Annotated in this window: 22 protein-coding genes, 1 tRNA gene and 2 pseudogenes; 13 read left to right on the top strand and 12 right to left on the bottom strand. The window is 41.9% G+C overall.

All coding sequences use genetic code 11. The features are described 5' to 3' along the window. Positions 1-128 precede the first annotated feature (128 nt). Both HQQ94_RS06755 and hemL read left to right on the top strand, forming a co-directional pair. On the top strand, positions 129-1,160 hold the full coding sequence (locus HQQ94_RS06755; protein WP_173293695.1) for an aspartate carbamoyltransferase: 1,032 nt from the start codon (positions 129-131) through the stop codon (positions 1,158-1,160). A gap of 17 nt (positions 1,161-1,177) precedes the next feature. Continuing rightward, positions 1,178-2,464: a glutamate-1-semialdehyde 2,1-aminomutase gene (gene hemL, locus HQQ94_RS06750; protein WP_173293694.1), complete on the top strand. Its 1,287-nt coding sequence runs from the start codon at positions 1,178-1,180 to the stop codon at positions 2,462-2,464. A 75-nt stretch (positions 2,465-2,539) separates the two neighbouring features. Here hemL and HQQ94_RS06745 read toward each other — a convergent pair whose 3' ends face one another. Then, positions 2,540-4,600 (bottom strand): TonB-dependent receptor domain-containing protein, encoded by a 2,061-nt coding sequence (locus HQQ94_RS06745; RefSeq protein WP_173293693.1) that lies wholly within the window; start codon positions 4,598-4,600, stop codon positions 2,540-2,542. 490 nt (positions 4,601-5,090) lie between these two features. On the opposite strand from HQQ94_RS06745, the gene nhaD reads away from it, so the two are divergent. After that, positions 5,091-6,338, top strand: a complete 1,248-nt coding sequence (gene nhaD, locus HQQ94_RS06740; RefSeq protein ID WP_173293692.1) for a sodium:proton antiporter NhaD — start codon at positions 5,091-5,093, stop codon at positions 6,336-6,338. 81 nt (positions 6,339-6,419) lie between these two features. Here nhaD and HQQ94_RS06735 read toward each other — a convergent pair whose 3' ends face one another. Both HQQ94_RS06735 and HQQ94_RS06730 read right to left on the bottom strand, forming a co-directional pair. Further along, positions 6,420-7,400, bottom strand: a complete 981-nt coding sequence (locus HQQ94_RS06735) for a general secretion pathway protein GspB (protein ID WP_173293691.1) — start codon at positions 7,398-7,400, stop codon at positions 6,420-6,422. Continuing rightward, positions 7,400-9,013 (bottom strand): ExeA family protein, encoded by a 1,614-nt coding sequence (locus HQQ94_RS06730; protein ID WP_173293690.1) that lies wholly within the window; start codon positions 9,011-9,013, stop codon positions 7,400-7,402. The genes HQQ94_RS06735 and HQQ94_RS06730 overlap by 1 nt, the downstream gene beginning before the upstream one ends. A gap of 176 nt (positions 9,014-9,189) precedes the next feature. Here HQQ94_RS06730 and HQQ94_RS06725 point away from each other — a divergent pair, with 176 nt between their 5' ends. Both HQQ94_RS06725 and HQQ94_RS06720 read left to right on the top strand, forming a co-directional pair. Further along, entirely contained in the window at positions 9,190-10,425 is a 1,236-nt protein-coding gene (locus HQQ94_RS06725; RefSeq protein WP_173293689.1) for a multifunctional CCA addition/repair protein, read from the top strand. A 224-nt stretch (positions 10,426-10,649) separates the two neighbouring features. Beyond that, the gene (locus HQQ94_RS06720) at positions 10,650-10,916 is read left to right on the top strand and encodes an Lpp/OprI family alanine-zipper lipoprotein (RefSeq protein WP_173293688.1); all 267 of its coding nucleotides are present in this window, start codon (positions 10,650-10,652) and stop codon (positions 10,914-10,916) included. Between the two features lie 207 nt (positions 10,917-11,123). On the opposite strand, the gene HQQ94_RS06715 is transcribed toward HQQ94_RS06720, so the two are convergent. The 5 genes from HQQ94_RS06715 to folB all read right to left on the bottom strand — a co-directional run bounded on the left by HQQ94_RS06715 (position 11,124) and on the right by folB (position 14,744). Next, positions 11,124-12,029, bottom strand: a complete 906-nt coding sequence (locus tag HQQ94_RS06715; protein ID WP_173293687.1) for a L,D-transpeptidase family protein — start codon at positions 12,027-12,029, stop codon at positions 11,124-11,126. A 106-nt stretch (positions 12,030-12,135) separates the two neighbouring features. Continuing rightward, a complete protein-coding gene (locus HQQ94_RS06710) occupies positions 12,136-13,017 on the bottom strand; it encodes an SAM-dependent methyltransferase (RefSeq protein WP_173293686.1) in 882 nt (293 codons plus the stop codon). Between the two features lie 13 nt (positions 13,018-13,030). Beyond that, positions 13,031-13,831, bottom strand: coding sequence for an undecaprenyl-diphosphate phosphatase (locus HQQ94_RS06705; RefSeq protein ID WP_173293685.1), 801 nt, complete (start codon positions 13,829-13,831; stop codon positions 13,031-13,033). A gap of 59 nt (positions 13,832-13,890) precedes the next feature. Continuing rightward, positions 13,891-14,391, bottom strand: coding sequence for a 2-amino-4-hydroxy-6-hydroxymethyldihydropteridine diphosphokinase (folK, locus tag HQQ94_RS06700; protein ID WP_173293684.1), 501 nt, complete (start codon positions 14,389-14,391; stop codon positions 13,891-13,893). Continuing rightward, positions 14,391-14,744: a dihydroneopterin aldolase gene (gene folB, locus HQQ94_RS06695; RefSeq protein ID WP_173293683.1), complete on the bottom strand. Its 354-nt coding sequence runs from the start codon at positions 14,742-14,744 to the stop codon at positions 14,391-14,393. The genes folK and folB overlap by 1 nt, the downstream gene beginning before the upstream one ends. Before the next feature lie 306 nt (positions 14,745-15,050). Here folB and plsY point away from each other — a divergent pair, with 306 nt between their 5' ends. Further along, positions 15,051-15,662 (top strand): glycerol-3-phosphate 1-O-acyltransferase PlsY, encoded by a 612-nt coding sequence (gene plsY / locus HQQ94_RS06690; protein WP_173293682.1) that lies wholly within the window; start codon positions 15,051-15,053, stop codon positions 15,660-15,662. An 8-nt stretch (positions 15,663-15,670) separates the two neighbouring features. Here the strand turns inward: plsY and tsaD are convergent, their stop codons facing one another. Next, a complete protein-coding gene (gene tsaD, locus HQQ94_RS06685; protein WP_173296549.1) occupies positions 15,671-16,693 on the bottom strand; it encodes a tRNA (adenosine(37)-N6)-threonylcarbamoyltransferase complex transferase subunit TsaD in 1,023 nt (340 codons plus the stop codon). 384 nt (positions 16,694-17,077) lie between these two features. Between tsaD and rpsU the strand changes: the two genes are divergently transcribed. The 5 genes from rpsU (at position 17,078) to HQQ94_RS06660 (ending at position 21,812) form a co-directional block, all read left to right on the top strand. Beyond that, entirely contained in the window at positions 17,078-17,293 is a 216-nt protein-coding gene (gene rpsU, locus HQQ94_RS06680; protein ID WP_173293681.1) for a 30S ribosomal protein S21, read from the top strand. Positions 17,294-17,299: 6 nt separating this feature from the next. Next, positions 17,300-17,743, top strand: a complete 444-nt coding sequence (locus HQQ94_RS06675; RefSeq protein ID WP_173293680.1) for a GatB/YqeY domain-containing protein — start codon at positions 17,300-17,302, stop codon at positions 17,741-17,743. 94 nt (positions 17,744-17,837) lie between these two features. After that, positions 17,838-19,559, top strand: coding sequence for a DNA primase (gene dnaG / locus HQQ94_RS06670; protein WP_173293679.1), 1,722 nt, complete (start codon positions 17,838-17,840; stop codon positions 19,557-19,559). A gap of 130 nt (positions 19,560-19,689) precedes the next feature. Next, entirely contained in the window at positions 19,690-21,525 is a 1,836-nt protein-coding gene (rpoD, locus tag HQQ94_RS06665; protein ID WP_173296548.1) for an RNA polymerase sigma factor RpoD, read from the top strand. 210 nt (positions 21,526-21,735) lie between these two features. Further along, positions 21,736-21,812 (top strand) — tRNA-Ile (locus HQQ94_RS06660). Positions 21,813-22,571: 759 nt separating this feature from the next. Here the strand turns inward: HQQ94_RS06660 and HQQ94_RS06655 are convergent. The 3 genes and pseudogenes from HQQ94_RS06655 to HQQ94_RS06645 all read right to left on the bottom strand — a co-directional run. Further along, positions 22,572-23,489: a nucleotidyl transferase AbiEii/AbiGii toxin family protein gene (locus HQQ94_RS06655; protein WP_173293678.1), complete on the bottom strand. Its 918-nt coding sequence runs from the start codon at positions 23,487-23,489 to the stop codon at positions 22,572-22,574. Next, a complete protein-coding gene (abiEi, locus tag HQQ94_RS06650) occupies positions 23,482-24,015 on the bottom strand; it encodes a type IV toxin-antitoxin system AbiEi family antitoxin (protein WP_173293677.1) in 534 nt (177 codons plus the stop codon). Before abiEi ends, HQQ94_RS06655 begins: the two co-directional genes overlap by 8 nt. Before the next feature lie 194 nt (positions 24,016-24,209). Then, positions 24,210-24,507 (bottom strand): annotated as a pseudogene (locus HQQ94_RS06645) (IS110 family transposase); the annotation flags it as partial. Between the two features lie 784 nt (positions 24,508-25,291). Between HQQ94_RS06645 and HQQ94_RS06640 the strand changes: the two are divergent. Next, a pseudogene (locus HQQ94_RS06640) lies at positions 25,292-25,471 on the top strand (transposase); the annotation flags it as partial. Between the two features lie 374 nt (positions 25,472-25,845). Continuing rightward, a complete protein-coding gene (locus tag HQQ94_RS06635; RefSeq protein ID WP_173293676.1) occupies positions 25,846-26,652 on the top strand; it encodes a MerR family transcriptional regulator in 807 nt (268 codons plus the stop codon). The last annotated feature ends 186 nt before the right edge of the window (positions 26,653-26,838 follow it).

Raw genomic sequence — 26,838 nt, 5'->3', positions numbered from 1 at the left:
GTCTTACACTAAACCCATTGAAATTGAGCATAATTCAAGCTAGAAAGATAAACAGACCCTAGATAACTTCAGGTGAGATAATCGGGTTTATACCGGTAACTCACCCCATTAATTGGAAATAAAGGCTGATGACTCAGTTTCAAGGATCGCATATTCTCTCGGTAAACCAGCTTAATTTGGATGCCGTTCAACAAATATTCAATGTTGCTACTCGTATGACGCCTTATGCACTAAGACAGAAACGCACCACTGTCCTAGAAGGCGCTATTTTAGGTAATCTTTTTTTCGAGCCTAGCACACGAACTCGCATCAGCTTCGGTTGTGCATTTAGCCTGCTTGGCGGTAAAGTAAATGAAACTGTCGGCATGGCGTCATCGTCACTGTCAAAGGGTGAATCTCTCTACGACACTGCCCGTGTGCTTTCCAGTTACTCTGATGTTATTGCCATGCGGCATCCACAGGCTTTTTCAATTGAAGAATTTTCACAGGGTAGCCGTGTTCCAGTGATTAACGGTGGTGATGGGTCTAACGAACATCCAACTCAAGCCCTATTGGATCTCTTTACCATACAAAAAGAACTGGCCACCCAAGATAAACATATCAGTGGTATGCATATTGCCATGGTGGGCGATCTTAAATTTGGCCGCACAGTGCACTCTCTTTCTCGCCTACTGTGTATGCATAAAAATGTCAGCTTCACCTTGGTGTCACCAAAAGAATTGGCGATGCCTGATTATGTGCTCAGCGACATCGAAAATGCTGGCCATAACATTACCATTACTGATCAACTTGAAGGCAACCTAGATAAAGCCGATATACTCTATCTTACCCGCATTCAAGAAGAGCGCTTTCCTTCACAGGAAGAAGCAAATAAATACCGTGGCAAGTTCCGGCTTAACCGCAGTATTTACACACAAAATTGCAAATCAAACACAGTGATCATGCACCCATTGCCAAGAGACTCACGTGAGCAAGCCAATGAGTTAGACAATGACCTTAACAGTCACCCCAACCTCGCTATCTTTAGACAAGCTGATAATGGACTGCTTATTCGAATGGCACTATTTGCGCTAACATTGGGAGTTGACACACAACTACAAAAATACGAGTGTCCGGTTAACTGGTATTCACGAAAAGCCGATCTCTTATCCGGCAACTGATTTTTAAAGGATTGATAATGACTCGCTCTGACGAACTATTTGAACAGGCTAAAGAAACTATTCCTGGTGGGGTTAATTCACCAGTACGTGCTTTTAACGGCGTCGGTGGCTCACCGCGCTTTATCCATAAAGCCGATGGCGCTTATATCTATGATGCTGATGGCAACGCTTACATTGACTATGTGGGCTCTTGGGGACCGATGATCTTAGGCCATAACCACCCTAAGATCCGCCAAGCGGTATTAGACGCTGTTGAAAATGGCCTTTCCTTTGGTGCACCAACCGAACTTGAAATTAACATGGCAGAAAAAGTCATCGAGATGGTGCCTTCAATAGAACAAGTCCGCATGGTGAGCTCAGGAACAGAAGCAACCATGAGTGCCATTCGTCTCGCTCGCGGCTTCACTAACCGTGACAAAATCCTAAAATTTGAAGGTTGTTACCATGGACATGCCGATTGCTTATTAGTTAAAGCAGGTTCTGGGGCGCTGACCTTAGGTCAACCAAGCTCTCCTGGTATTCCTGAAGATTTCGCTAAGCACACACTCACAGCAGTATATAACGACCTTAGCTCAGTACAGTCATTGTTCGAACAATACCCACAAGCGATATCGTGTATTATTGTTGAACCCGTTGCCGGCAACATGAACTGTATCCCTCCTATTGCAGGTTTCCTTGAGGGACTGCGTGCCATCTGCGATCAATACGGGGCTTTATTAATTCTCGATGAAGTGATGACAGGGTTTCGCGTGTCATCAAGCGGCGCTCAAGGTTACTACGGCATAACACCGGATCTGACCACACTAGGCAAAGTGATCGGCGGTGGTATGCCTGTGGGCGCGTTCGGTGGTCGTAAGGATGTAATGCAGTTTATCGCGCCTACCGGTCCAGTTTATCAAGCAGGGACATTATCAGGTAACCCTATTGCCATGTCGGCAGGCCTTGCTCAAATGGAGGCGCTAGGCAGTGAAGGCTTGTATGAAGAGCTCGCCGCTAAAACTCAGCGCATTGCTGAAGGATTTAAGGCCGCTGCGAACAAACATGGCATTCCAATGGCCATCAACTATGTAGGTGGTATGTTCGGTTTATTCTTCACTGAAGAAGAAAAAATAACTCGCTTTGAGCAAGTCACTCAATGTGATGCTGACAAATTTCCTGTTTTTTATCACTACATGCTAGAAGAAGGCATTTACTTAGCCCCTAGCGCCTATGAAGCAGGTTTTCTTTCCATGGCTCATGGTGAACAAGAAATAGAAGAGACATTGGCTGCTGCTGAACGCGTATTTGCTAAAATGGCGACATAAATAGCATCACTTCACGCTAATATAGAAAAAATAAAGGACGCTTTTAGCGTCCTTTATTTTTTCTAACAACACATCTTAAAATGTCCAGTTAACGTTAACCCAACACTCTCGACCAGGTTCATTCACTTGCTCAGCTTCAGTAATTAACCCGTCAGCTTGCTTATTCAAGTGTTGTGCATAGGTTTTATCAAATAGATTATTAATACCAGCTTTAAAAACGAGATCATGAGGGGCCTTATAACTGGCAAACAAATTGACAATGCCATAGCCAGCGGTCTCACCTGCATCTAGACCACTGTTCATATCGATTTTATCCTGCTTTGCGGCTAACTCCCAGCTTATACCTGCCGACCAGTCATCATTACGCCAGTCTAATGTATTAACGTTGGTTAGTGGCGCTATCTGAGGAAGATCTCCTCCTTCGGTCACATTACGCCCTATTGTCCAAGACAGAGATGTTTTAAAACGCCAGCTCTCAGAGAGAGAATGGCTAAATTCAGCTTCCATCCCATACAAAGTTGCATCAACATTTTTTTGCAACACCACTTTTTCACTTTGCTTATATTGCAAAATATAGTCATCTACCTTGTCATAAAATATACTCACCCCCATTTGGCTAAGTTCATCTCCTTTCTGCCAACCCAGCTCTGCCTGCTTATGCACTTCAGGCTTAATATCAGGATTACCTACCCAGTAATAGCCATGCATATCGTTGGCCTGAAAACGCTGATTGGCGTTAGCGGTCACTACAGATCGGGTAACGAAAGCACTCAACACTTGTTCATGGGTAAGTTGATGAGTAAAACCTAACACAGCTCCAATATTCGTTTCGTCAACCTCAGTGGTATCTGAATCATAGAATTTTTTATAAAGTTCAGTTGGGTTAAGTGCAAATGAACCCGGAACATTCATGTCTGGAACATCATTCGCTTTAGTTGCATCCACAAAATTACGGTCAACCCTGAAGCCAAATCTCATATTATTCTTGTTATCAAGGCTCACATCGGCTTCACCAAAAGCGCTGTATTGATCTTGCTGAACGCCTGGCCATTCTATTGCACTGGTCTCAAACCCACTCCCATGATCCATAGCATGGACACCATCACTGTAGTTATTTAGGTATTCCATCCCAATCGTTAGCTCTGCACTGCCTAGCGTCGCTATTGCCTGAACTTTTCCTCCTGAGGTATTCGACTCACTCACTCCCTTCATCGGCATGTCATGTCCAGGCACGTATATTGTGTCAAGCCTATCTCGTACAGAGAAATTATCCATCACATGATACACATCGCTACGATAAGCATTAACCTCAAGAGTATGAAAAGGCCCCACGGTTATCGATTGTTTAAGTTTAACTCGCCAGCTATCACTGTCTGCTTGAGGGACGTCCATTGGATGCTCAATAGAATAAAAAATATCTTCATCCCTGACACTCTCATAACTAAGCTCTACACTGGTTTCAGGGGTTAAGTCGACTCCCATGACAATTCCACCGCTCTTACTATCATAACCTGCACCGACATCATTTCCGTCACCATCTTGATAGTAGTCCTGCTGCTGATCATAACTGCCAAAAACTCTGACATACCCTCTATCATTTCCTGCTGCAACGTCGGTAGATAACTTTCTTCGACCGGTATTACTGGTCGCTGTCATATCAATAGTGCCTGTTAAGCCAGACTCGCTAAAATCAGGTCTCTCACGTTCTAGTAAGATGGTTCCACCGCTTCCTCCTGCGCCGTAAAGCACAGATTGATTCCCCTTTATCACCACCACTTTATCGTACCCTACCATGGCATAGCTGGTAGCATTGTCCATGCTTGCAGGGCAAGCACCACTCACTTGCCCTCCATCTAGCAGTATGTTCAACTGTGAGTTCTGTTGACCACGGATCACAGGCGAAAAACCTTTGCCACCTTGTCGCCCTGAAGACACACCATTAATCTCTCTGAGTTGTTCACCAAGATCCCCAGCAGCCTTATTCTCAACGTCATCGAGTTTAATGCTCTCGAGCATAGGCTCTTTAGAAGCGACGACTGTTATCTTTTCTATTTCTTCAGTGTCGTAGGTAGCCAGAGCAGCGCCAGTAGGCGTGATTGTCAAAAATGCGAATATACTTTTTTTAATGAAGTTCATATGTTTTCTTAATAAAATTGATGGCTAATTATCACAGCGTGGTAATGGGCGAACAAATGCTAATCGACTAACTGCGACATTTTGTCGCGATTGATTATCATTGAAAATAGAAAACAATAAAAAGATTGAAACCTGTATATACCCAGACTTCAACAATAAAATCCATTGCTCTAAAATGCTGCTGGTAAACTGCATTTTAAAAAAATATCTATGTATTCATCATCCGAATTCAATATGTATCTCAGCACGGTTAAAACTGTATCATGATGTAACCAGTGTTAACTCACTAAGCCTATTGTAATCATCCATCTAAGGTGCTCTTTTAAAAATTGCTCAGGGTCAACTCTTCTCAACGATCACACCAGTTAATGCTTGTTTTATTCGCCTCTCTATGGCCTAATTCGCACCGCTAAAACACTAGATTAACCAAACCTTGATTCAAAACCTTATTTACTGCTCACAGTAAATAATCAGCACTAGGAACTGTCGCATGCTCCACATATTCCTGATCTCACTTGCCGTTTTGGCACTGTTAAGTATTATTTTTGAAGAAGTCACTCATCTTAATAAAGCCAAAACCACCCTATTTTTAGGGTGTATTTCATGGATAGTACTCTTTATATCTGCGGGGGATCCTGGCCATGAAAAGCTAATTGAAACAGAGTTAAATGAAAATCTATTGGAGATAGCGACTCTTTGGCTATTTTTGATGTCAACCATGACATTCGTCGCTTATCTTAATGCAAAAGGGATGATCCAAATCCTAGTGCAGAAGTTATTCCCACAAAAAGTATCGGTACGTATGCTAATGATGCAGGTGGCCCTGTTCTCATTAGTTCTCTCGGCTATTTGCGACAATGTCACCGCCACCTTAGTGTCATTAGGGTTATTAACCACCTTCAAACTCGACAATCAAATGCGGCGTAGAATGGCGGTATTGATTATTTTTGCTGTCAATTCCGGAGGCGTATCATTAATTACTGGTGATGTAACGACCTTAATGATTTTTCTTGGTGGCCATGTGCAAATGTCAGAGCTGCTCATCCTCTTTATACCAGCAGCAGTCAGCGTCATGCTACTCGCTGTACTGTTTTCACTTAAGGCAGAAGGTCATGTGAGCACGTCACCGATAAAGCGCGATTATCACAAGGTCGATGTGGTCATTGCCGTAATCTTCTTTTGTACGATTGTCGCCACCATGATGCTAAATATTTTGTTTGGGATCCCCCCCGTACTCACCTTTTTAACCGGTTTATCCATATTATTCCTCGTGGGACACATCTTCAGAAGCAAGAAAGAAGAAATTCAGATCCTCGAATATATTCGCCAAGTTGAATACGACACCTTATTATTTTTCCTCGGAATATTACTGTTAGTGGGCATGCTCAAAGAGATAGGCACGTTAGACTTATTAACACAGGTTTATGCTATGTATGATCCTAACATCTCAAATTTTGTCACTGGTATTGGCTCTGCCATACTCGATAACGTGCCACTAACAGCTGCATTATTGAAAGCAAGTCCAGTCTTAAGTACTCCAGAATGGTTAGGACTCACCTATTCTGTTGGCGTTGGAGGCTCACTATTAGTCATAGGCTCAGCATCTGGCATTATAGCCATGAGTAAAGTGAAGGAGTTAACTTTCGTGAGTTACCTAAGATACGTACCCGCTTTACTGCTTTGTTATAGCTTAGGCTATGGCTTGACCTTGCTGCTCGCCAATCATTTCTATCACTAACCTATAGACTGTATGTGTGCAAACAAAAAAGCCTGCAATTCAATGTGCAGGCTTTTTTATTAACACTAAATGTAACGGGGATTAAATCGCAGGCACCTTAAATTCCGTGCCTCCTATCGCTAACACGACATCTCCTGGCCTAATCTCAATAATTTCTAACTTACCGTCAATCATGTCACCTTGCTGAAGTTCATTACCATCGACATTAAGCCATCGTTTATTCGGCTCACTCGCATAAACATGGGCATTAATACTAAATTCTGGCACTTGCAGTTGCATAGCCACAGGTAACTGACCATAGTTAGGAATATCACCCGTGTTCATTCCCAACATTTGATCGACGTTTTCATCCACCGCAGCAGCTTCAACTTGATCAGCTGTTTCAACTTCCTTTAATGCAGCTTCAAATGCAGCTAATAGATTGCCTTCACTCTGATACTCTCGAGTGCCCGTCTGAGTCTTAATCTCAGACTGAGACAAAGGATGACTATCTTCAGGGGCTGAGCCTAATTTATCCAAGCCAAGTTCTTTTGCCGCAAGATCAACCTGATATTGTAACGATTCCAGTAACGCCTGACCTTTCTTGTTAGCATTAGCCCCCAAAATGATTGGCTCACTCCCCGGATCTGTCGCAACCAATGTACTGGCGACAGAAGAGCGCCCTTGTGATTGTCTAGGCTCTGTCTCAGCTTTATAGCGTGCCGGTACCGGCATAGCTACGGCGATTGGCAGTGCGACTTTACCTGCTAACAGCACCCCATTTTTTGCAAAAGGCGACTCAGTATCTTGCATTTCGTTCTTTTGAATTATTTCGTTGGGAGACTTAGGTGCTGACTCAACGACGCTTGCAACCACGGGAACTGACACCATAGTTTGACTGCGGCTAAGCCAAACTATGACCACTAACAAGAGCAAAATAATCATACTCAGTAATACAAGCAGTCCAATATGCTTAGTTCTGCTCACTTTTTCATACTGGGTCCTAGGGGGGAGTACAGGATCCAAATTAACATTCAAATCATCCTGCTTTGACCGTGTTACGGCATCGAGTAAAATCGACATTAATAGTGTCCTTTAGCTTGCATTAATCTTGGTCCTGTTGCACTAAGGTACAAATTGAGTTGAACTAATGTTTGACTACCAGCAATGGCATCAGCCCTCAAACCATGCTTACGCTGAAAGCGTGTTAACTGATTTTCAAGCTCTGTATCAAATTGCTTAATCAAACGAGGCGTTTTATTATCGATTTTAGCCAAACTATTTTCTAACCACTGGATCTGAGCAAGATCTGATCCCTGCCCTATCTCACGTTGCCGATCATTAGGTGCCTGCCAAAGTATTTCAAATGTGCCACTAAAATGACGAGTAAACCACTCTCTATCGACCCAAAGCTGTTGTTCATTAAGTTGCAATAATAGCTGTTCTTCATTTCGAGACACTAATGTGCCATAAAAAGCTTGATTGTTATCATCAACTAAATACACCACCGCTGGGAAGTTAAGTCTAATCAAGGAATGCCAATTGCCCTGTTGCTGAAAACAAGATAGACCTTGTTGCTTAGCCGACTGGCATGCAGTCAAGCCAACATAAGGCACTTTACCCCACAAGCCCAAAATACTGGCGTAGGCCGTGTCAATATGCCGGCTATTAGCCATGGCATCATTGAGTACTCTTTGTTTAGCATCAAGCTTAATATCACGACTCTTTTGTTGTGCTTCAGCCTTAATCTCTGCACTAGTAATGGGAACAGATTCGACCGACTGAAGAGGCCCTGTCTCTTGCTGAAAAAAGACTAAGTATCCCAATACACACGTCAACAGCAATGTCACTGCCATGCCCACTGGCACTAAATAATGAACTTGCTTAATCTCCTCACCTTGTACTTCAGCAGAAGCTAAGTCCACCATTTTTCGGTCTACTGGCACTTTTGATTTCGCATAGCTCGCCATTAAGGCGCGCTCACATAACAAATTAATCAAACGCGGGATCCCACCGCTATAGTGATGCAACGCCTTAATCGCCCCAGCATTAAACAAAGGTTCATGGCGTCCGGCAACTTGCAGCCTATGGTGCACATATAAACCCACTTCTTCAGCATTCAGCGGCAATAAATGGTATCTTGCAGTGATCCTCTGTGCCAACTGCCGTAATTCTCGACGTTTGAGCAGTTGTTGAAGCTCAGGTTGGCCAATTAAAATCACCTGTAAAAGCTTCTTAGTATTGGTTTCAAGATTGGTTAATAAGCGTAATTGCTCAAGCACTTCAGCTCGTAAATGTTGAGCCTCATCGATAATCAACACCGTATTACGGCCCTGTTCATTATTGGCTAACAAGTACTGGCTTAATAGATCCGTTAACTGTTTCAAGCTAGGATCTTTGTCATACTTAATCGACAATTCATCACAAAGACTTGCCAATAATTCAAGCTCTGTCAAAGAGGGATTAAGGATAAAAGCGGTATCGGTGTTTTCTGGTAATTGATTCAGTAAACAACGTGAAACCGTGGTTTTCCCTGTACCAACTTCACCCGTTAACAAGACAAATCCTCCCGTGTCTCCTAAACCGTAAGTTAAGTGTGTTAACGCCTCTCGATGGCGGTCGCTAAGAAACATATAGTGCGGATTAGGTGCAATAGAGAATGGATTATCATTTAATCCAAAAAACGCCTTGTACATGCGGTTATCTATCCTTATAACAAAAAGAGTAAAAATCACCTCAAATTAAAGCTAACCGAGCTTGATGTCAAAAAATGGATGAAAAAATGCGACTAATCACCAACAATTAGCAACTCAACCTTTTCAATGCATGGTAAGCTTCATTCATTGCATTGAAAGACAGACTGAATCCAATAGTGAAAATTTACCTCGTTGGCGGCGCAGTTCGCGATAACTTGCTTAAACTTCCCATTAAAGATCGCGATTATATGGTGGTAGGTACGACACCTGAGCAGATGCTTGATCAAGGCTACAAACAGGTAGGCAAAGACTTTCCGGTTTTTTTGCACCCCAAAACCCAACAAGAATATGCTCTAGCCCGCACAGAGCGAAAGACTGAACCCGGCTATAATGGGTTTAGCTGTAATGCGGATCCTGATGTGACACTAGAAGAAGATCTTCTGCGCCGGGATCTCACCATTAACGCCATAGCACAAGATGATACAGGAACATTGTTTGATCCCTACGGAGGTGTAGCAGATATTAACAACAAACAGCTGCGTCACGTCTCTGGTACATTTATAGAAGACCCCTTACGCGTATTGAGAGTCGCTCGGTTTGCCGCCCGTTTTCATGTATTAGGCTTTACTGTTGCTGATGACACCCTGGCATTAATGACACAGATAAGTCATAGTGGGGAACTCCAAGCCTTGACGCCTGAACGCATTTTTCTCGAACTGGATAAGGCACTTGCAACCGACAGCCCACATATCTTTATTGAAGTGCTTAGGCAATGCCAGGCACTTGAAATACTTTTTCCAGAGATTAATGCCCTGTTCGGGATCCCTCAGCCAGAAAAGTGGCATCCGGAAATAGACACTGGTATACATACCTTGATGGTGCTTGAACAAGCGGCTAAATTATCCAATGACAATAGCGTTCGCTTTGCGGCATTACTCCATGATGTGGGCAAAGCATTAAGTCCTAAAGATTCACTCCCAAAACATCATGGCCACGGCCAAACTGGCTTAGCGGTGATCAAAGCCTTTTGTGCGCGGATCAAAGTGCCAAATGACTACCGTGACCTAGCACTGCTCGTGTGTGATCAACACCAAAATATCCACAATATCAATGAACTTCGTCCCGAAACCTTAATGAAAATATTTGACAAGGCTGACTTATGGCGTAAACCACATAGGCTTGAGCAACTGATTACAGCCTGTGAAGCAGACTCAAAAGGAAGATTAGGTTTCGAGCATGACATTTACCCGCAAGCTCAGTATGTGAAAGAGGTGTTTAACGCTGCTAATTCAGTTGCTGTAAAGCCAATCATAGAAGCGGGGTTTCTCGGTGCTGAAATTAAGCAGCAACTGCGACTTGAGCGTATTAAAGTCATCACCAAATTTAAAAACGAATTTAAGAATCTTGTCTAAATTAACGCTTACTTGATAACGATATAAATTAAAAGTGTGAACCAAATGTCGTCATTTTCCAAAAAAAATGCTGTTCAACTTGCATTTTTTTACATATTCACTAAGGTAATCATGTCTTAGGGTGAAAATTCATAGCAATATCTATTAGCTATGACATAATTAACCTGTTCAGTTGTACTGTACAGCTGTGCTAATTAATCCAACCTATATCAAGGGATTTTCCAATGAACAAAAAAGTACTTATGATTGCTGGTGTAGCAATGACTGCCCTTCTAGGTGGCTGTGCAAACACGACAGCGCTTGAAGAAAGTAATAATAATCTTGGTAACAAAATTGACCAACTGTCTTCAGAAGTTAGCGCACTTAAGTCAGAGCAAGGCGCTCTTTCTGCAGATGTTAAAGATGCAAAAGCTGCAGCTATGGATGCTCAAGCAGAAGCTAAGCGTGCAAACGATCGCATTGACAATGTTGCTTCTTCTTACAAGAAGTAATTTGTCAGTATCGGCAGCATATTTGTGTTGCCGATACGATATTTATCCTACATAGCCGTTTATCTACTTACCTATCAAAATATAACATTTCACCTCACAACAACGTCATACTTATCAATCTCCCAACCCACACTTCTCAAATTTCAAACAATAAAAAGCGCCCACAAAGAACGCTCAGTTCCATATTAATGATTCAATGCGGATTATTTACTGACTGATATCCACCGGTAACCCATTTTGAGTCAGTAAGGCGTCATTGGCTTTAATGTTATCAACATCAGCTTGGCTGATAAATTTAACCACCCCTGCAGACATGGTCACCGTTTTAGTTTGATCAACAGCGGATTCTGATTTAGACAACGCAGAATGAACCTCGATTATCTGACTGCCGTCCGGCTCTGCTGACACTTTCACCGTTTGATTGATGATCCTGACCGAATCGCCATATTTAGTTTGATTAAATAGCCATTCAATGTCATCAGGGTTTAAACGTACACAGCCAGAGCTCACTCGCATCCCTATACCAAAATTTTTATTGGTGCCATGAATAAGGTAACTACCATCACCATAAGATAACTGCATTGCATAATCACCCAGCGGGTTATCAGGGCCTGCCGGTACCACCCGAGGAAGTATCTCACCGAGCTCTTCTAAATGGGCTTGACGAATACTCGCTGGCGGCGTCCAATTAGGGTTAGGGATCCTAGCCTTAATTTTCGTCACCATTTCTGGTGTTTCGCGGCCAATACGGCCAATACCAACAGGAAAAACATGCACTTCTTTACCCTTGTTAGGAAAGTAGTAAAGCCGCAATTCAGGTAAGTTGATCACGATTCCTTTGCGTGGTACATCTGGTAATAACATCTGCGTGGGAATAATCAGTTTAGTGCCAACCGTGGGCAAGAATGGATCAACCCCAGGGTTGGTTTCGATTAATTCAAGAATCCCCACATTGTATTGCTTCGCGATGGTTTGAAAAAAATCCCCTTTCACGACTACATGTTGTTGGATTTCTCCAATGAGTCGACTTCCCTTTTCAGGTAAAGAATACACATTAGCTACAGCCAATGTAGAAATTACACTTAAAATAAACAACAGCATAACTCGTATCATAATAAACTCGATTTCCTAATAGATATTTAATGCTTATTTTGATTTAAAAACCATGACGTATATTCATGCTTAACCACAGACAGCTTACTAACACCTGTGCTGAGGATCATTTCTTCCTAGATAAACTAATAATAAAATCAATTTCTAACGCTTCATAAGCATTCGTGGCCAACTTTTTACGTACCTTATCATTGGCTCTCCAAGCATAAGGTGTCATTTCAAGTAAAGCTATCGCTTGGCTCCCCTCTGCCCCCAAGGTAAAACGTACCCGCTCAGTTTGCAGTAATTCTAGCTCACTAGCATGAGGCAAGATAAGCTCTTTTTCCGTTAGATCTGGGTATACCTCAGATTTTATCTGCCATAAGTGACGCGGCGCAGGCGACACTTGTATTAGCAATCCATTGGGTTTTAATACCCGAATGAGCTCTTTTCCTTTAAGTTGTTTATCTATTAAAGTGATTAAATCAAAGCTTTCATTAGCTAAAGGTAGCTTCTTTAGCGTGCTGACAATAAAGTGACTGTCAGTACCATACGTGGCATCACTTTCAGTGTCTAAGTGAGTTTCAGATTGAATTTTTGCTGCTGAAAACAGCGCATTTTCAGCCTCGGTGATCCCATAAGTATTCCATCTTGAGGTAAGCGCCTTGCCCTCTATACTCAACGCTAACTTTTGTTTGATGGTTCTTAAATAATACCCTTCACCGCAGTCATAATCTAAATAGTTAATGGCTCCATCAGCAAATGTTACTTGCTCTATCATGGTTTGGATGCTTTCAACCACTGGGAGAAATATTCCCGATTCCAATAAGAAACGCTTAGCTCTCATTATTTGTCTTGAATCAATCTGTGGTTTCTTAGCTTGATTAAAAACCCAGTAGCCGTTGTCACTTTTATCAAAATGGTGTTTTTTACAGCAGTGTAGCCCTTGAGATGCCTCATGAATTAACAGAGGTTGATCACACACAGGGCAAAGATAAAGACTTTTCATGATTTCTCTTATGTTACATAAATATAAAGGCACATAAGAATGCACCTAGAGCCAGACGATAAATAACAAATGGGGTCATTCCCATACGGCTAATAATTTTCAAAAATAAATGAATACACAGATAAGCGGCAACAAATGACACGCCAACACCCAGCGCCAATGAGGAATAATCGATAACATGGCCGCTTTCTAGCAGATCTTTACCCATCAACATCGCTGCGCCCAATATCACAGGGATCGACATTAAAAAAGAAAATCGTGCCGCCGCTTCACGGCCTAAGCCTAACATTAACGCTGCCGTGATCGTGGCACCAGAACGTGATGTTCCCGGTATCAGCGCGAGCGCTTGAGCAAAACCAATTAATAACGCTTTTTTCCAACCTGTCTGATATTCAGTCAGTTCAAGACGTGACATTCTGTCAGCCCACCACAAGAGTAAGCCAAAGATAACCGTCGTGATTGCGATAACACCTGGGCCACGTAAATACAGCTCTATCATATCTTTCAAAGCAAAACCCAAGATAACAGCAGGCAAAGTGGCTAAAATAATCCACCAAGCGAGCTTGCTATCATCATTATGCTGCCCCTTAACAAGGCTAGCAAACCAAGCGGTCAATAAGGAGACGACTTCTTGACGAAAGTAGAGCACGACCGCTAACAATGAACCGATATGAACCGCCACATCAAATGCTAGCCCTTGATCTTCCCAACCCAAGATTTGCGAAGGTAAAATAAGGTGCGCTGAACTTGAAATTGGTAAAAACTCGGTCAAGCCTTGAATAAGCGCCAATACAATGACCTGGAAAGTGTCCATGAATATCCTTTAACATTAATCGTTTATTGATGAGCCAATGAAGTCGAAAAAACGTTCAACTATGCCATTTGTGGGCACGTAAACGGAATAGGCCACAGCTTCTGACGAGTCTTATCGTACTCATCCCACAAGGATTGGTAACTCTTTCCAACTCCTTGATGGATAAGCTCGGGAGCAATTTCAGCTAAAGGCCATAACACAAAAGCATTGGTTAAAATTTCAGCTCTAGGCAGTTCGATAGGATCTTGGCTTATGACATCATTATAAAGCAGTAGATCAAGATCCAGACTTCTTGCTGAAAACTTTTTAGCACTTGCTATTCGTCCATGAGCTTGTTCTATTTGCTTAAACACAGCAACCACTTCACCAATACTCAGCTCAGTGTCTGCAGCAACCACCATATTCAAAAAGTTACATCCGGCAAAGCCCACTGATTCGCTCTCAAAAACCGATGAACAAAGCAAATGGTTAAAATGACGACTCAACTCGTCTAATGCGGCCTTAATGTAGCGCTCAGGTTCAATATTACTGCCCAAACTAATAAATATTCTTGCACTCATTAACCATGCCCTCGCTCTATTGCAACGCCAACTGCAGCTGCTGTTGGTACTGCCCCAGGCTTCATTAGCGTCACCTTAACCCAAGGTACAGTAAACTCTGTCATTACACAGCTAGCAATCATCTCTGCCGCTGTCTCAATCAGTTCAATCGGTTTTTCAGTGATCAGTGCCGTTAAGCGATTTGATACTGTTTCATAGCAAAGCGCATGCTGGTGATCATCAGTTGCAGCGGCAGGCCTATTATCCCAAGCCATATCGAGATCGACCAACAAGGTCTGATGGATTTGTTTTTCCCACTCATAAATACCGATAATGGTTTCAATTTTTAACTGCCTGATTAACACCTTATCCATAACATCCTCGATGATAAAACTTATTAAATAGTCGCAATACTCAATGTCAATCACTTAGTTTAGATAAGCTAAATCGAATAAAGAAGATATAATCCCGCTCTAATCAGTGATATTGTCTAGTGACTAACGAAAAAAACAGATTTCAATAGCAAAGACACATAATACCTTGCTAGTGCCAATAATGTGTCATTTAACCTTAATACTTTAACTGCCTAACTCACTCTCATTATCTAGAGCAACACAAGATAAATGTAAGCTGAAAGTATTGTGGCCAGATGATACCTTAAGACGGATAAGGAAACCAATTTGACCATAACAGCACTGACGTTAGGAATGATATTATTAGCCTATCTCGCGGGGTCGATTTCAAGTGCAGTACTCGTGTGTCGCTTGCGCGGTCTTGCCGATCCAAGAACTCAAGGCTCTGGTAACCCTGGGGCGACCAATGTGCTCCGTATTGGCGGCGCGAGCGCTGCAGCACTCGTACTATTTTTTGACATGCTCAAAGGCGCCTTACCTGCTTATATCGCCTTTCGCTTAGGACTCGATTCTTTTGCATTGGGGATCATTGCCGTTGCAGCCTGCCTTGGACATATATTCCCCCTATTTTTTCATTTTAAAGGAGGCAAAGGCGTGGCTACCGCCTTTGGTGCAATGGCGCCTATCGGCCCTGAACTGGCACTACTTTTAATCGGAAGTTGGATTTTCATACTAATGCTTTGCCGCTATTCTTCCCTTGCAGCCATCGTAACAGCATTGCTCGCACCATTTTATACTTGGTATCTGGATGATAGATTTGTCATCCCAGTGGCCATGCTATCTGCTTTAATTCTTATCCGCCATAAAGACAATATTCGCCGATTGCTTAAAGGTGAAGAATCGAGGTTTTCACGTAAAAAGCAAAATAGCAAACAGTAACACAGACTTCACTCATCAACCAAAGAAGGCAATGAGTCAAGTGGCCAACGAGGAACACCTTTCACTGCTAAATCATCAGTTTGACCCGCTTTTAGCCGTTGTAAACCCGCATACGCTATCATGGCACCATTATCAGTGCAGAATTCACTTCTAGGGTAATAGACCTTACCATTAAGCGATGTCATCATCTCAGCCAATGAGGTGCGTAAACGCGTGTTGGCACTGACGCCACCAGCAATCACTAAATTATTATACCCTGTTTGCTTTAATGCACGGCGACACTTAATTGACAAGGTATCAACCACAGCTTCTTCAAACGCAAGTGCAATATTAGCCCGAGTTTGCTCATCATCAGGCTCAGAGGCGATAGTATTGGCTGCGAATGTTTTTAAACCAGAAAAGCTAAAATTAAGGCCTGGCTTATCTGTCATTGGCCTTGGAAAACGATAATGTCCAGCTTCACCTTTAGCCGCGAGTTTGGCTAAACGTGGTCCACCTGGATAATCTAATCCCATTAACTTGGCTGTTTTATCAAACGCTTCACCAGCGGCATCATCGACCGACTCACCTAATACTTCATATTCGCCAATGCCTTCAACGGCAACCAGCATTGAATGGCCACCAGACACTAACAAAGCTAAAAATGGGTATTCGGGGGCATTATCTTCCAGCATGGGGGCTAATAGGTGCCCCTCCATATGATGAACCCCAATAGCAGGCTTGCCCCAAGAGTAAGCTAATGCTCTGCCCATACACGCACCAACCAACAGAGCACCGACGAGTCCAGGTCCTTTGGTATAGGCCACACCATCAATATCATCTAACGTACAATTAGCCTCAAGTAACACTTGTCTCACAAGAGGAACGATTTTTCTAACATGGTCCCTCGAGGCTAATTCAGGGACAACACCACCATAATCTGCATGAAGTTTAACCTGACTGTATAATACATGCGATAACAAGCCTAGCTTGTCATCATAAACAGCAACTCCAGTTTCATCGCAAGATGTTTCAATACCTAAAACTCGCATCATATCCCGTCAAGCAGTCAAAATAGGCTGCAATTCTACTGCAGTTTCTCCTTTATACCAATATAATCCGGACACATTTCTAGCTGATCGGCCCAACATGCCAATAAAACAATTTTAAATACAAAGCGCTCATCAAAAACCCCATTATTTGATAAATCGTTATAATCAAGTAACTCAATAAAAATGCAGGTATAATCTGCACTTATCAAGCTGAAAATGCGACTAGTCTTAATAAGATAACAATAACAGAACATAAGAACTTAATCGCAATCGCAATATTCACTTTACAAAGTGCCCGGACTCGGTATAGAATTCCGCACCATTTTTAAATTAACTAGAGTCGAGTAATTGGCTCCAACAACTACACCTAAGGGGTGATGGCGTATGCCAATAATTAAAGTACGCGATAACGAACCATTTGACGTAGCTCTACGTCGTTTTAAGCGCTCTTGTGAAAAAGCTGGTATTTTAGCTGATGTTCGTGCTCGTGAGTTTTACGAAAAGCCAACAACTTGCCGTAAGCGTGCTAAAGCCGCTGCTATTAAACGTCTTGCTAAAAAACTTTCACGCGAAAACGCTCGTCGCGTACGTTTATACTAATCTCTTATGAGCCTAATTGATCAGCTAAAAGACCAAATGAAAGATGCTATGCGCGCTAAAGAAAAGCTGCGCTTGGGAACGATTCGTATGGCACTAGCAGCTGTTAAGCAGATTGAAGTGGATACCCGCGAAAATCTGACTAACGAGCAAGCTATAGCGGTCTTAACCAAAATGGTTAAACAGCGTCGTGATTCGATTGCACAATACAGTGCTGCCGGACGTGATGAATTAGCAGCAATTGAAGCAGCAGAAATCAAAGTTCTTGAAGATTTTCTGCCTCAGCCTCTTTCCGAAGAGGAAATTGTTCAGCTAGTTGATGCAAGCATTGATGAAATGCAAGCATCCTCCATGGCGGATATGGGTAAAGTAATGGGAGCATTAAAACCTAAAGTCTTAGGAAGAGCTGATATGGCCGTCATTGGCACCATGATCAGAGCTAAACTTAAGTAATTTTAGTTTTATGCGTGAACAAGCCGTGCTCTTGCGCGGCTTGTTTGTTTATACGTATTGTTTTCTCTTCGCGAAAGGTATTAATGACTGACTAATGGCGATACCTCGTGATTTCATCAATGAGCTGGTAGCTCGTATTGATATCGTTGATCTTATCGACGCTAAAGTACCCCTAAAAAAAGCGGGTAAGAATCACTCTGCCTGTTGCCCTTTCCATAGTGAAAAATCCCCCTCTTTTACCGTAAGCCGGGATAAGCAATTTTACCATTGCTTCGGATGTGGAGCACATGGCAACGTCATCGATTTCGTGATGGAGTATGACAGACTCGATTTTATTGATGCCATTGAAGACCTTGCTGGACAACTTGGTGTTGACGTCCCAAGAGAGCAAGGAACTGGGCCTAAGCGCGACGAAGGATTAAGTCGTGATTTATACCAGTTAATGGAAGAAGCAAGTCTCTATTTTCAACATCAGCTTAGACAGAATAATGATAAACAAAAGGTGCTTGATTATTTATTACATCGAGGACTTTCCAATGAAGTGGTTGACCATTTCAATATTGGATTTGCACCCGATGGCTGGGATGGCTTATTAAGCCGCTACCGTCAAAATCAGGATGCACAAGACAAGTTACTGACCGCTGGAATGGTCATAAAAAATGATAATGGCAAACGTTACGATAGATTTCGTGACAGACTTATGTTTCCCATTCGAGATAGAAGAGGCCGAGTGATCGGTTTTGGTGGTCGAGTTTTAGGCGATGGAACACCAAAGTACTTGAATTCTCCAGAAACGCCCATATTTCATAAGGGCAATGAGCTTTATGGCCTCTATGAGCTAAAACAGCGACATCGAGATCCACAAAGAGTGCTTATTGTCGAAGGGTATATGGATGTCGTCGCACTGGCACAATTCGATGTTGACTACGCAGTAGCCTCATTAGGGACATCGACTACAGCAGAACAATTTCAACTGTTACTGCGTACAGCCAAAGACGTCATCTGTTGCTACGATGGTGACAAAGCTGGAATCGAGGCAGCATGGCGGGCACTTGAAACCGCACTGCCTCTGCTCAAACCGGGTGTTCAGGTCAAGTTTATGTTTCTGCCTGAAGGTGAAGATCCAGACACCATGGTTCGCCAGGTAGGAAAAGAGAAATTTGAACAACAAATTGATGAAGCACAATTACTGCCTGAGTTTCTTTTTGAAACCCTAGCCAAACAACATAGTTCAGATAAAGGCACGCTAGCCAAACAGGCCATCAAACTGATTGAAAAAGTTCAAGACACCGTTTTACAAAGCTTATTGCTAGAAAATCTAGCCTATAAACTGGGAATGAACGATGCAGAAGAGCTAAGACGGAAGTTGGGCTTCTCCTCTAAGGAGCAAGCAAAACCACTTCAAACAAAAGCATTAAAAGGACGAGGAACACCACTGCGATTAGCCATTGCATTGCTAGTACAAAATCCTCTTTTAGGTGAAGGTTTGCATGAGCAAACCGCACTGAAACACATAAAGATGGCCGGTATAGAATTGCTAGCTCTCTTATTAGACATGACTCGAGTACAAGTCAAAAACAGCGCACAACTACTTGAACAATTTAGGGGGAATAATCAACTCAACACCCTTAAAAAACTGACCCAATGGGATCACCAAGTGGCGGATGAAAACTTGCAACTTGAGTTTAAAAAAACCTTAATCTGGCTCAATAATCAGTATATTGAACAGCGATATCAGGAATTGAGTCTAAAACAGAACCATACTAAAGAAGAAAGGATACAGCTAACTAAGCTTATCGCTGTCATAAAAGGTTAACATTAAGGCACATAATGCCTTAAAATTATGCTTTTTGACTAGAACACTGAAACACACAAGGCTATAATTGACGTTTTGCGCAGCAATAAATGCGCGCCGTTTTAACCGTTACCCAACTTGGATGATATCTATGGAGCACACTCCTCAGTCGCAACTTAAATTGTTGCTTGCCAAAGGTAAAGAGCAAGGTTACTTAACCTATGCAGAAGTGAACGACCACTTACCTGCAGATATGGTCGATGCTGAACAGATCGAAGATATTGTCCAGATGATTAATGACATGGGTATTCGCGTCTACGAACAGGCTCCGGATGCTGATGATATCATGATGTCTGAGGACAGCACCGATGATGATGCTGCCGAAGAAGCTGCTGCTGCGCTTGCTACTGTAGAAGCCGAGTTAGGCCGCACAACCGATCCAGTACGTATGTATATGCGTGAAATGGGCACCGTTGAACTGCTAACCCGTGAAGGTGAGATTGTTATCGCCAAACGGATCGAAGAAGGCATCAATACTGTTCAAGCATCGGTGGCTGAATACCCACAAGCAATCGCGATGATCCTTGAGCAATTTGATCGTTACGAAGCCGAAGAAGTCCGCCTATCTGACATCATTTCAGGTTTTGTCGACCCAAATGCTGAAGATGTTGCACCAACTGCGACTCATATAGGTTCTGAGCTATCTGAAGAAGAATTAGATGATGAAGATAGTGAAACTGATGTAGATGCAGATGACGAAGAGGAAGGCCCAAAAGGTCCTGATCCTGAAGAAGCCAAAGAGCGTTTCACTCAGTTAAGAGAAGTACACGAAAATACACTGAGAATTATCGCACTTAAAGGTCGTGGTCATCCAGAGTCTACCCTAGCACTGTTTGAAATTGGTGAGCTCTTTAAAGAGTTTCGTCTTATGCCTAAGCAGTTCGATCGCTTAGTCAAAAACATGCGCGCTATGATGGATAAAGTACGTGTTCAAGAACGTCTCATCATGAAGCTGTGTGTTGAACAAGCAAAAATGCCAAAGAAAAATTTCGTTAAAGGTTATACCAGTAACGAAAGTAGCATTGAATGGTTTAACGAAGAACTTGCCTCTAAGAAACCTTATGTCGAAGGTTTACAAATGGTCGAACATGATGTGCGCCGTTGTCGAGCAAAATTGGATGCCATTGAAGCCGAAACTGGACTTGCTATCGCATCAATCAAAGACATCAATCGACGCATGTCCATCGGTGAAGCTAAAGCTCGCCGAGCGAAAAAAGAAATGGTTGAAGCGAACTTACGCCTCGTTATCTCTATCGCTAAGAAATACACCAACCGTGGTTTACAATTTTTAGATTTAATCCAAGAAGGTAACATCGGCTTAATGAAGGCGGTTGACAAATTTGAATACCGTCGTGGTTATAAGTTCTCAACCTATGCAACGTGGTGGATCCGTCAGGCAATTACTCGCTCTATTGCTGACCAAGCAAGAACCATCCGTATTCCAGTGCACATGATTGAAACAATCAACAAGCTGAATCGTATTTCTCGTCAAATGCTGCAAGAGATGGGTCGTGAGCCAAGTCCTGAAGAGCTGGCTGAGCGTATGTTAATGCCTGAAGATAAAATCCGTAAGGTACTTAAGATAGCGAAAGAGCCTATCTCAATGGAAACTCCTATTGGTGATGATGAAGATTCACACTTAGGCGATTTCATTGAAGATACCACATTGGAGCTTCCTTTAGACTCAGCAACAGGCGAAAGTTTAAGAAATGCGACTCATGAAGTCCTTGCCGGTTTAACGGCTCGTGAAGCTAAAGTTCTGCGTATGCGTTTTGGTATTGACATGAACACAGATCATACCCTTGAAGAAGTCGGTAAACAATTTGATGTAACTCGTGAACGTATTCGTCAGATTGAAGCTAAAGCCCTGCGCAAGCTGCGCCACCCTTCTCGTTCAGAGATCTTAAAATCTTTCCTGGATGAATAGTCATTAAATGATGCCTGAATGACACATCACCTAAAAACCTGCTTAATTAGCAGGTTTTTTTTGAGTAATATTCGACTAAAAGCGCCTAGATTGATTAACAGATAAGCAGTTGAATTCAAAGTGGCCATTTCTTATCAAATCACAGGTGACAATGGGATTTAAACCTCGTATACTTCTGTTCGCTTTCGGTAGTGACGACTTCCTTAAGTAGGCCCCTTAGCTCAGTTGGTTAGAGCATACGACTCATAATCGTCAGGTCCACAGTTCGAGTCTGTGAGGGGCCACCAATTAAAACAAAAAAGCCTACATTGTGTAGGCTTTTTTGTGTCTGGGATTTACCACAGCCTTCGAATGAAGGCTGATCACATTTAGTGTTGTTGGGTCTAGGTTATATTGGGATATGGTAAGTGGTTTAAGCTCGAACCTTCATGGTCATCTATCACTTGCTCAGCGGGTGCCGTGTAGGACACACCAATGTCGTGGTAACAGAATGTTATAGAACGACGTATGTGTAGGTCGCCGCAAGCACATCTGACCGCCACGGACGGTGGAAATGCCTAATTCAGTATGGAACTGAATAGGCCAGTGAGCTCTGCCAAAACGTCTGACCCACAAGGATGTGGGAAATGCCTAGAAATGTAAGGAACATTTCCGGCCTTGTTTTGGAAGCTCACAGCCGTATCTACACCCGTTATTTCAAGCAAGCGTGTCTCTTCGATTTGGTTTAGTGGGGAACTCATTTTGCCCCTTTATTAGTTTCGCAGGTTTAAAGGCAATCAAGCTGAATAAGGTTTTTTCTTTAGAAAAGCTAATCTGAAAGGTTTTTACATAATCTAGAAGTTATGCCTGTCCCATCTCTTATCTCTTCATCTCTACTGGGCCATGAAATAGCTGCCCAAACTCTGTGGTGATTTTGAGCCAATTGTCAGCAGGAATGATTAACTGAAACCTGTTAGTGATAAGCTGATATTTGTGTAAAACATCGATAATGATCATGGTTTACAATTGAATTTAAGGTTACCTTTATTGGTTACCCAGAGCCCTTGCTACATCTTAAACTCATGATTTTCATTTGACTTGCCACCATGTAGTTCTTCAGTCACATCAGAGAAAAGCTTAGTTAATGTTATCTCCAAGTATTGAACAAACTTTTCCTCTGCCAATGTGCGACCTACAACATTAGAGGGTAAGAATCGCTCCATTTGCTGTTTGAAATCATCACTGTTTACAATTTCAGGCAGCCTTTCAAGCAAAGAAGTTAGCATTGCTTCGAAATCTTCAATACGGTAATCCTTAATCTTCTGTTTAACAAGCTCAATATCTAACTTTGCCCCTTGCTGAATAAGCCAGACTAAATCCCATACATCACGATAACGTACGTAGTTTTGAGTGGCAGGAAGAGAAATGATTTTATCTGCTAGGACTTCAGTGATACTTTCAGCAATTATAATCGTCTGTGCATAGCTATCAGGCAAAAAGTCATAATTTATGTTTAAAGCGACGGGCTCTGGCTTATGTGCTGGTACGTTCGCAACTTCCAGTTTTATCTTTTGCTTTGGCAAATCTTTTCGTTTGGGTGAGGTTATTACTGCAACCTGCCATTTATCGACTTTTAGCTCTGCGTATTCGGATAGTTTTTTTAGTGTCGATGGCTCTTTTACTGTCACTTCGAGCCCATAGCGCTCTCCAATATAGTTTTCAATACAAGCTTTGATTGCTTGAAGCTTTTCAGATGAAAAATCTACATCACCAGCAAAATCTAAATCTTCACTGAATCGACTCCCTCCTCTACAAAGCCTTAGCGATGTCCCGCCCTGAAACACTAAATTATCCAACAGTCCTTCTTTTTCCAAGCAAAACAGAATATCGTAGTGAAGCAGTTCTTTTTCTACTACAGGCTGCATTTTCCCGACACCATCCTGTGCCATTGCTTTTTTCACTAATTCTCCAAAATCTTCACTCATCAAGTGCTCTCCTATCCACCATTTCTGTGTTTCTACCTACACGCTTTAAATCGCGATATGCCGTTGCCTTTTTAGCCATCCTCAACGGGTACACCATTTTGACAGTGTTCTCAATAATATCAATTCGCGAACGCTTGGTATGGGTAAACTCGATAACACCATAACTGGTCTTGAACGTTCCTTTTCTTCCTGTCGTCATCACTGTAATTCTATCGATAGGGATCTGAGAAATAACACCATATTCTGAAAGAGCAGATTCCAGTGAAATGTAATTGTATTCATACTTTCTCAGTGCCCCAGCGATCTTTTCAATTGTTCGATCGCCTTTGTTCTTGCTCAAAGCATATACATAGATACCCTTTGTAGCCTGTTCTAATAAACGTCTTTTAACCAGCCGTGCAACGCCTTGCTTAAAGGCAGTATCTGTATCATCAAAGAACAACCTTCGAAGATCACGTTTGGTAAACACGTAGAACCCTTTCGCATCGAAATTCTGTAACTTGTTAAGTGCCATGCTGACATTCATATATACACCAAAGCTTGCTTTTAAATACCTTTACGCCTACTTAATTATACGTGAAATTTAATGATTGACAATATGGACTACTTTTAAATACCTTAATGTCTACTTATGCATTAGCATTAAAGAAACAATTAGGACGTTCATACTTATGTCCTATGAAAGAGATGGGAGAAAGAGATAGGACAGGCATAACTTTTTGCTTCAAAGATAGCTAATGCATCGTTACTGTCATTTTTATTGCAGCGAACAAATGGGGTAACATGTTGAGCGGGTATCAACTTAACGTTATGGCCAAATTGTAAACCGACACGCCCCCAAATAGTGGGATGAATAACAGGCCTCCATAACCACAGTACAAGCAGGCGTGTTGCATAACGGCTCTTTAAGCTGATTTCTGTTCAGCCGTTTGTTATAGACTTTCTTGGCATCTGCAGTCATTCCAAGTACTTGAAATACATTCTTTGCAAGATCGATAGCAATAGTGGTAACTTTCATAGTGGACGCTCCTTAATGTAACTGAATGGTCAACATCAGTTTGGCGCATTGACGCCGAATTAGGGAGCGTCCATCTCATCACCCATAATATTTTTAACATATCCTTGTGGTTAGAACAAAAGATATGGCTGTCCCGACTTTCTGGCTTTGGGTAGAATGTTGAAGGTCGTACCTTCACTTTTATTTATCGCCTCCAGCGGGGTATGTCCAGACACTTCTGCGAGACGCCGCAAGCACTTCCGTGTGGGCTCTGCCAAAACATCCCTGTTTTGGAAGCTCACAGCCGTATCTACACCCGTTATTTCAAGCAAGATAAAGTTATGCCTGTCCCATCTCTTTACCATCTCTTTATCTTATAGACTTTCTTGGCATCTGCAGTCATTCCAAGTACTTGAAATACATTCTTTGCAAGATCGATAGCAATAGTGGTAACTTTCATAGTGGACGCTCCTTAATGTAACTGAATGGTCAACATCAGTTTGGCGCATTGACGCCGAATTAGGGAGCGTCCATCTCATCACCCATAATATTTTTAACATATCCTTGTGGTTAGAACAAAAGATATGGCTGTCCCGACTTTCTGGCTTTGGGTAGAATGTTGAAGGTCGTACCTTCACTTTTATTTATCGCCTCCAGCGGGGTATGTCCAGACACTTCTGCGAGACGCCGCAAGCACTTCCGTGTGGGCTCTGCCAAAACATCCCTGTTTTGGAAGCTCACAGCCGTATCTACACCCGTTATTTCAAGCAAGATAAAGTTATGCCTGTCCCATCTCTTTATCATGCAACTACTTGAAAGGTTAAATATTCCTCAAGAAAACTGGATAAAACTCACGAGTGATTTTAGTCGTCTATTTAAAGGACCTGTGGGAACGCTAGAAGAACTTGATGTGTATTGCGAACATTTAGTGCGTAAGCGAAGGCAAGGTGCAGCTAACTGTCGACGATGGTTGGATAGTGCTTAGTAAAATCGTTTAGCCACATAACCATAATGCATAAACTCAAACCGAACTTTTTTTCGGCATGTTTGTTGCCTGTTTACAGGTAACATAATCGATATTTTTATAATGAGTAACGAATTTACACCTCAAAGTGTTTTTGTAGGTAATGTGTATCAATAAGGTGAGCTAATTATATGATCAGAGGATATTTAGCCTAGAAAGTGAAATAATAATGGGTGGCATCATTAAAGTCGTCAGATTTGGCTGTCGCAGCATTAAATCAGCGCTAGTGTCTACGTATGCTAACAGGCGTTCAAACGGATAAATCCCGCTTGACTCTTACCTTACGTAATAGTTGATAATTCTATTTGTCATTAACCGTTAGTAATTGGAAGTTTATGTTAGATAATAAAATTTATAGTGTAAGTAAGTTAAGTGCAATAACTGGAGTTACTATTCGTACACTCCATTATTACGACAAGGTTAATTTATTAAAACCACATCGACGGATTGATAATCACTACCGTGAATATACTCAAAAACACCTTGCATTACTTAAACAAATTATTATTTATCGTGAATTAGACTTTAGCCTTACTCAAATAAAAGACTTAATTTATTCTAATGAGTTTAGTTTTGTACAAGCCTTAAGTGACCAAAAAAAGCTACTGTTAAAACGACAAGAAGAAACTCAATTAATTATTAACAGTATCGAGGTTACGATGAATGTTTTAGCAGGTGAAAAAAATTTAGAACTACTTTTTAGTGATATGCCATTAAGTTTTAATGACAAACTAATAACATTAAAGGAAGACGAAGATTCTTATAACTCAATGCTTTCTTCACTTGGAGAGCTCAGTGAGCTTGAAATAGAATCATCAAAAAAACAAACTGATGAATGGGCTTTTAACTATAAGTTAACGTTACTTATTCCTATTGATTCTGATGAAGTTCAAGAACAAGTAAACAAACATTATTTTCTTATGAACTCTTTGTTTAAAAAGCTTCACGGAGATAGCTTTAAAGGTATAGGATATGAGGGGTATTTAATTTTAGCAGAACAAACTATCTCGAATCCTGTTACAAAGGCAGTATATGATAATTATCAAAGCGGCATGGCTGAACACCTTTATGAAGCTATGATCATATTTGCTGATAAAGAATTGAAAGGGAATATTGAGCAGTATAGGCAAGTGACTATTTAGGTTATGAGTAAATATATACATAATCGAGTAGCCGGAGGTCTCTAACCTCCAACCCCACCCTGCATGCGGCTTCGCACACGACAGCCAAGAACAAAGAACATGGCCACCCACCTCAAATCTTCTACCGATTTATCTCGGTGCACTGGGTGGCATGATTAAAGGCTGCCATTGACGATGGCGAGCTAT

The sequence above is a fragment of the Shewanella sp. VB17 genome, from assembly GCF_013248905.1.
In the GTDB taxonomy this organism is placed as follows: domain Bacteria; phylum Pseudomonadota; class Gammaproteobacteria; order Enterobacterales; family Shewanellaceae; genus Shewanella.
Note: the sequence above shows the minus strand (reverse complement) of the source record. Positions and strands in the feature narration are given on the sequence as shown.

Excerpts from the sequence above, each read along its gene's own strand:
- HQQ94_RS06755 (WP_173293695.1), top strand. The coding sequence starts at position 129 with ATGACTCAGTTTCAAGGATCGCATATTCTCTCGGTAAACCAGCTTAAT.
- hemL (WP_173293694.1), top strand. The coding sequence starts at position 1,178 with ATGACTCGCTCTGACGAACTATTTGAACAGGCTAAAGAAACTATTCCT.
- HQQ94_RS06745 (WP_173293693.1), bottom strand. The coding sequence starts at position 4,600 with ATGAACTTCATTAAAAAAAGTATATTCGCATTTTTGACAATCACGCCT.
- nhaD (WP_173293692.1), top strand. The coding sequence starts at position 5,091 with ATGCTCCACATATTCCTGATCTCACTTGCCGTTTTGGCACTGTTAAGT.
- HQQ94_RS06735 (WP_173293691.1), bottom strand. The coding sequence starts at position 7,400 with ATGTCGATTTTACTCGATGCCGTAACACGGTCAAAGCAGGATGATTTG.
- HQQ94_RS06730 (WP_173293690.1), bottom strand. The coding sequence starts at position 9,013 with ATGTACAAGGCGTTTTTTGGATTAAATGATAATCCATTCTCTATTGCA.
- HQQ94_RS06720 (WP_173293688.1), top strand. The coding sequence starts at position 10,650 with ATGAACAAAAAAGTACTTATGATTGCTGGTGTAGCAATGACTGCCCTT.
- HQQ94_RS06715 (WP_173293687.1), bottom strand. The coding sequence starts at position 12,029 with ATGATACGAGTTATGCTGTTGTTTATTTTAAGTGTAATTTCTACATTG.
- HQQ94_RS06710 (WP_173293686.1), bottom strand. The coding sequence starts at position 13,017 with ATGAAAAGTCTTTATCTTTGCCCTGTGTGTGATCAACCTCTGTTAATT.
- HQQ94_RS06705 (WP_173293685.1), bottom strand. The coding sequence starts at position 13,831 with ATGGACACTTTCCAGGTCATTGTATTGGCGCTTATTCAAGGCTTGACC.
- folK (WP_173293684.1), bottom strand. The coding sequence starts at position 14,391 with ATGAGTGCAAGAATATTTATTAGTTTGGGCAGTAATATTGAACCTGAG.
- folB (WP_173293683.1), bottom strand. The coding sequence starts at position 14,744 with ATGGATAAGGTGTTAATCAGGCAGTTAAAAATTGAAACCATTATCGGT.
- tsaD (WP_173296549.1), bottom strand. The coding sequence starts at position 16,693 with ATGCGAGTTTTAGGTATTGAAACATCTTGCGATGAAACTGGAGTTGCT.
- rpsU (WP_173293681.1), top strand. The coding sequence starts at position 17,078 with ATGCCAATAATTAAAGTACGCGATAACGAACCATTTGACGTAGCTCTA.
- HQQ94_RS06675 (WP_173293680.1), top strand. The coding sequence starts at position 17,300 with ATGAGCCTAATTGATCAGCTAAAAGACCAAATGAAAGATGCTATGCGC.
- dnaG (WP_173293679.1), top strand. The coding sequence starts at position 17,838 with ATGGCGATACCTCGTGATTTCATCAATGAGCTGGTAGCTCGTATTGAT.
- rpoD (WP_173296548.1), top strand. The coding sequence starts at position 19,690 with ATGGAGCACACTCCTCAGTCGCAACTTAAATTGTTGCTTGCCAAAGGT.
- HQQ94_RS06655 (WP_173293678.1), bottom strand. The coding sequence starts at position 23,489 with ATGAGTGAAGATTTTGGAGAATTAGTGAAAAAAGCAATGGCACAGGAT.
- abiEi (WP_173293677.1), bottom strand. The coding sequence starts at position 24,015 with ATGAATGTCAGCATGGCACTTAACAAGTTACAGAATTTCGATGCGAAA.
- HQQ94_RS06635 (WP_173293676.1), top strand. The coding sequence starts at position 25,846 with ATGTTAGATAATAAAATTTATAGTGTAAGTAAGTTAAGTGCAATAACT.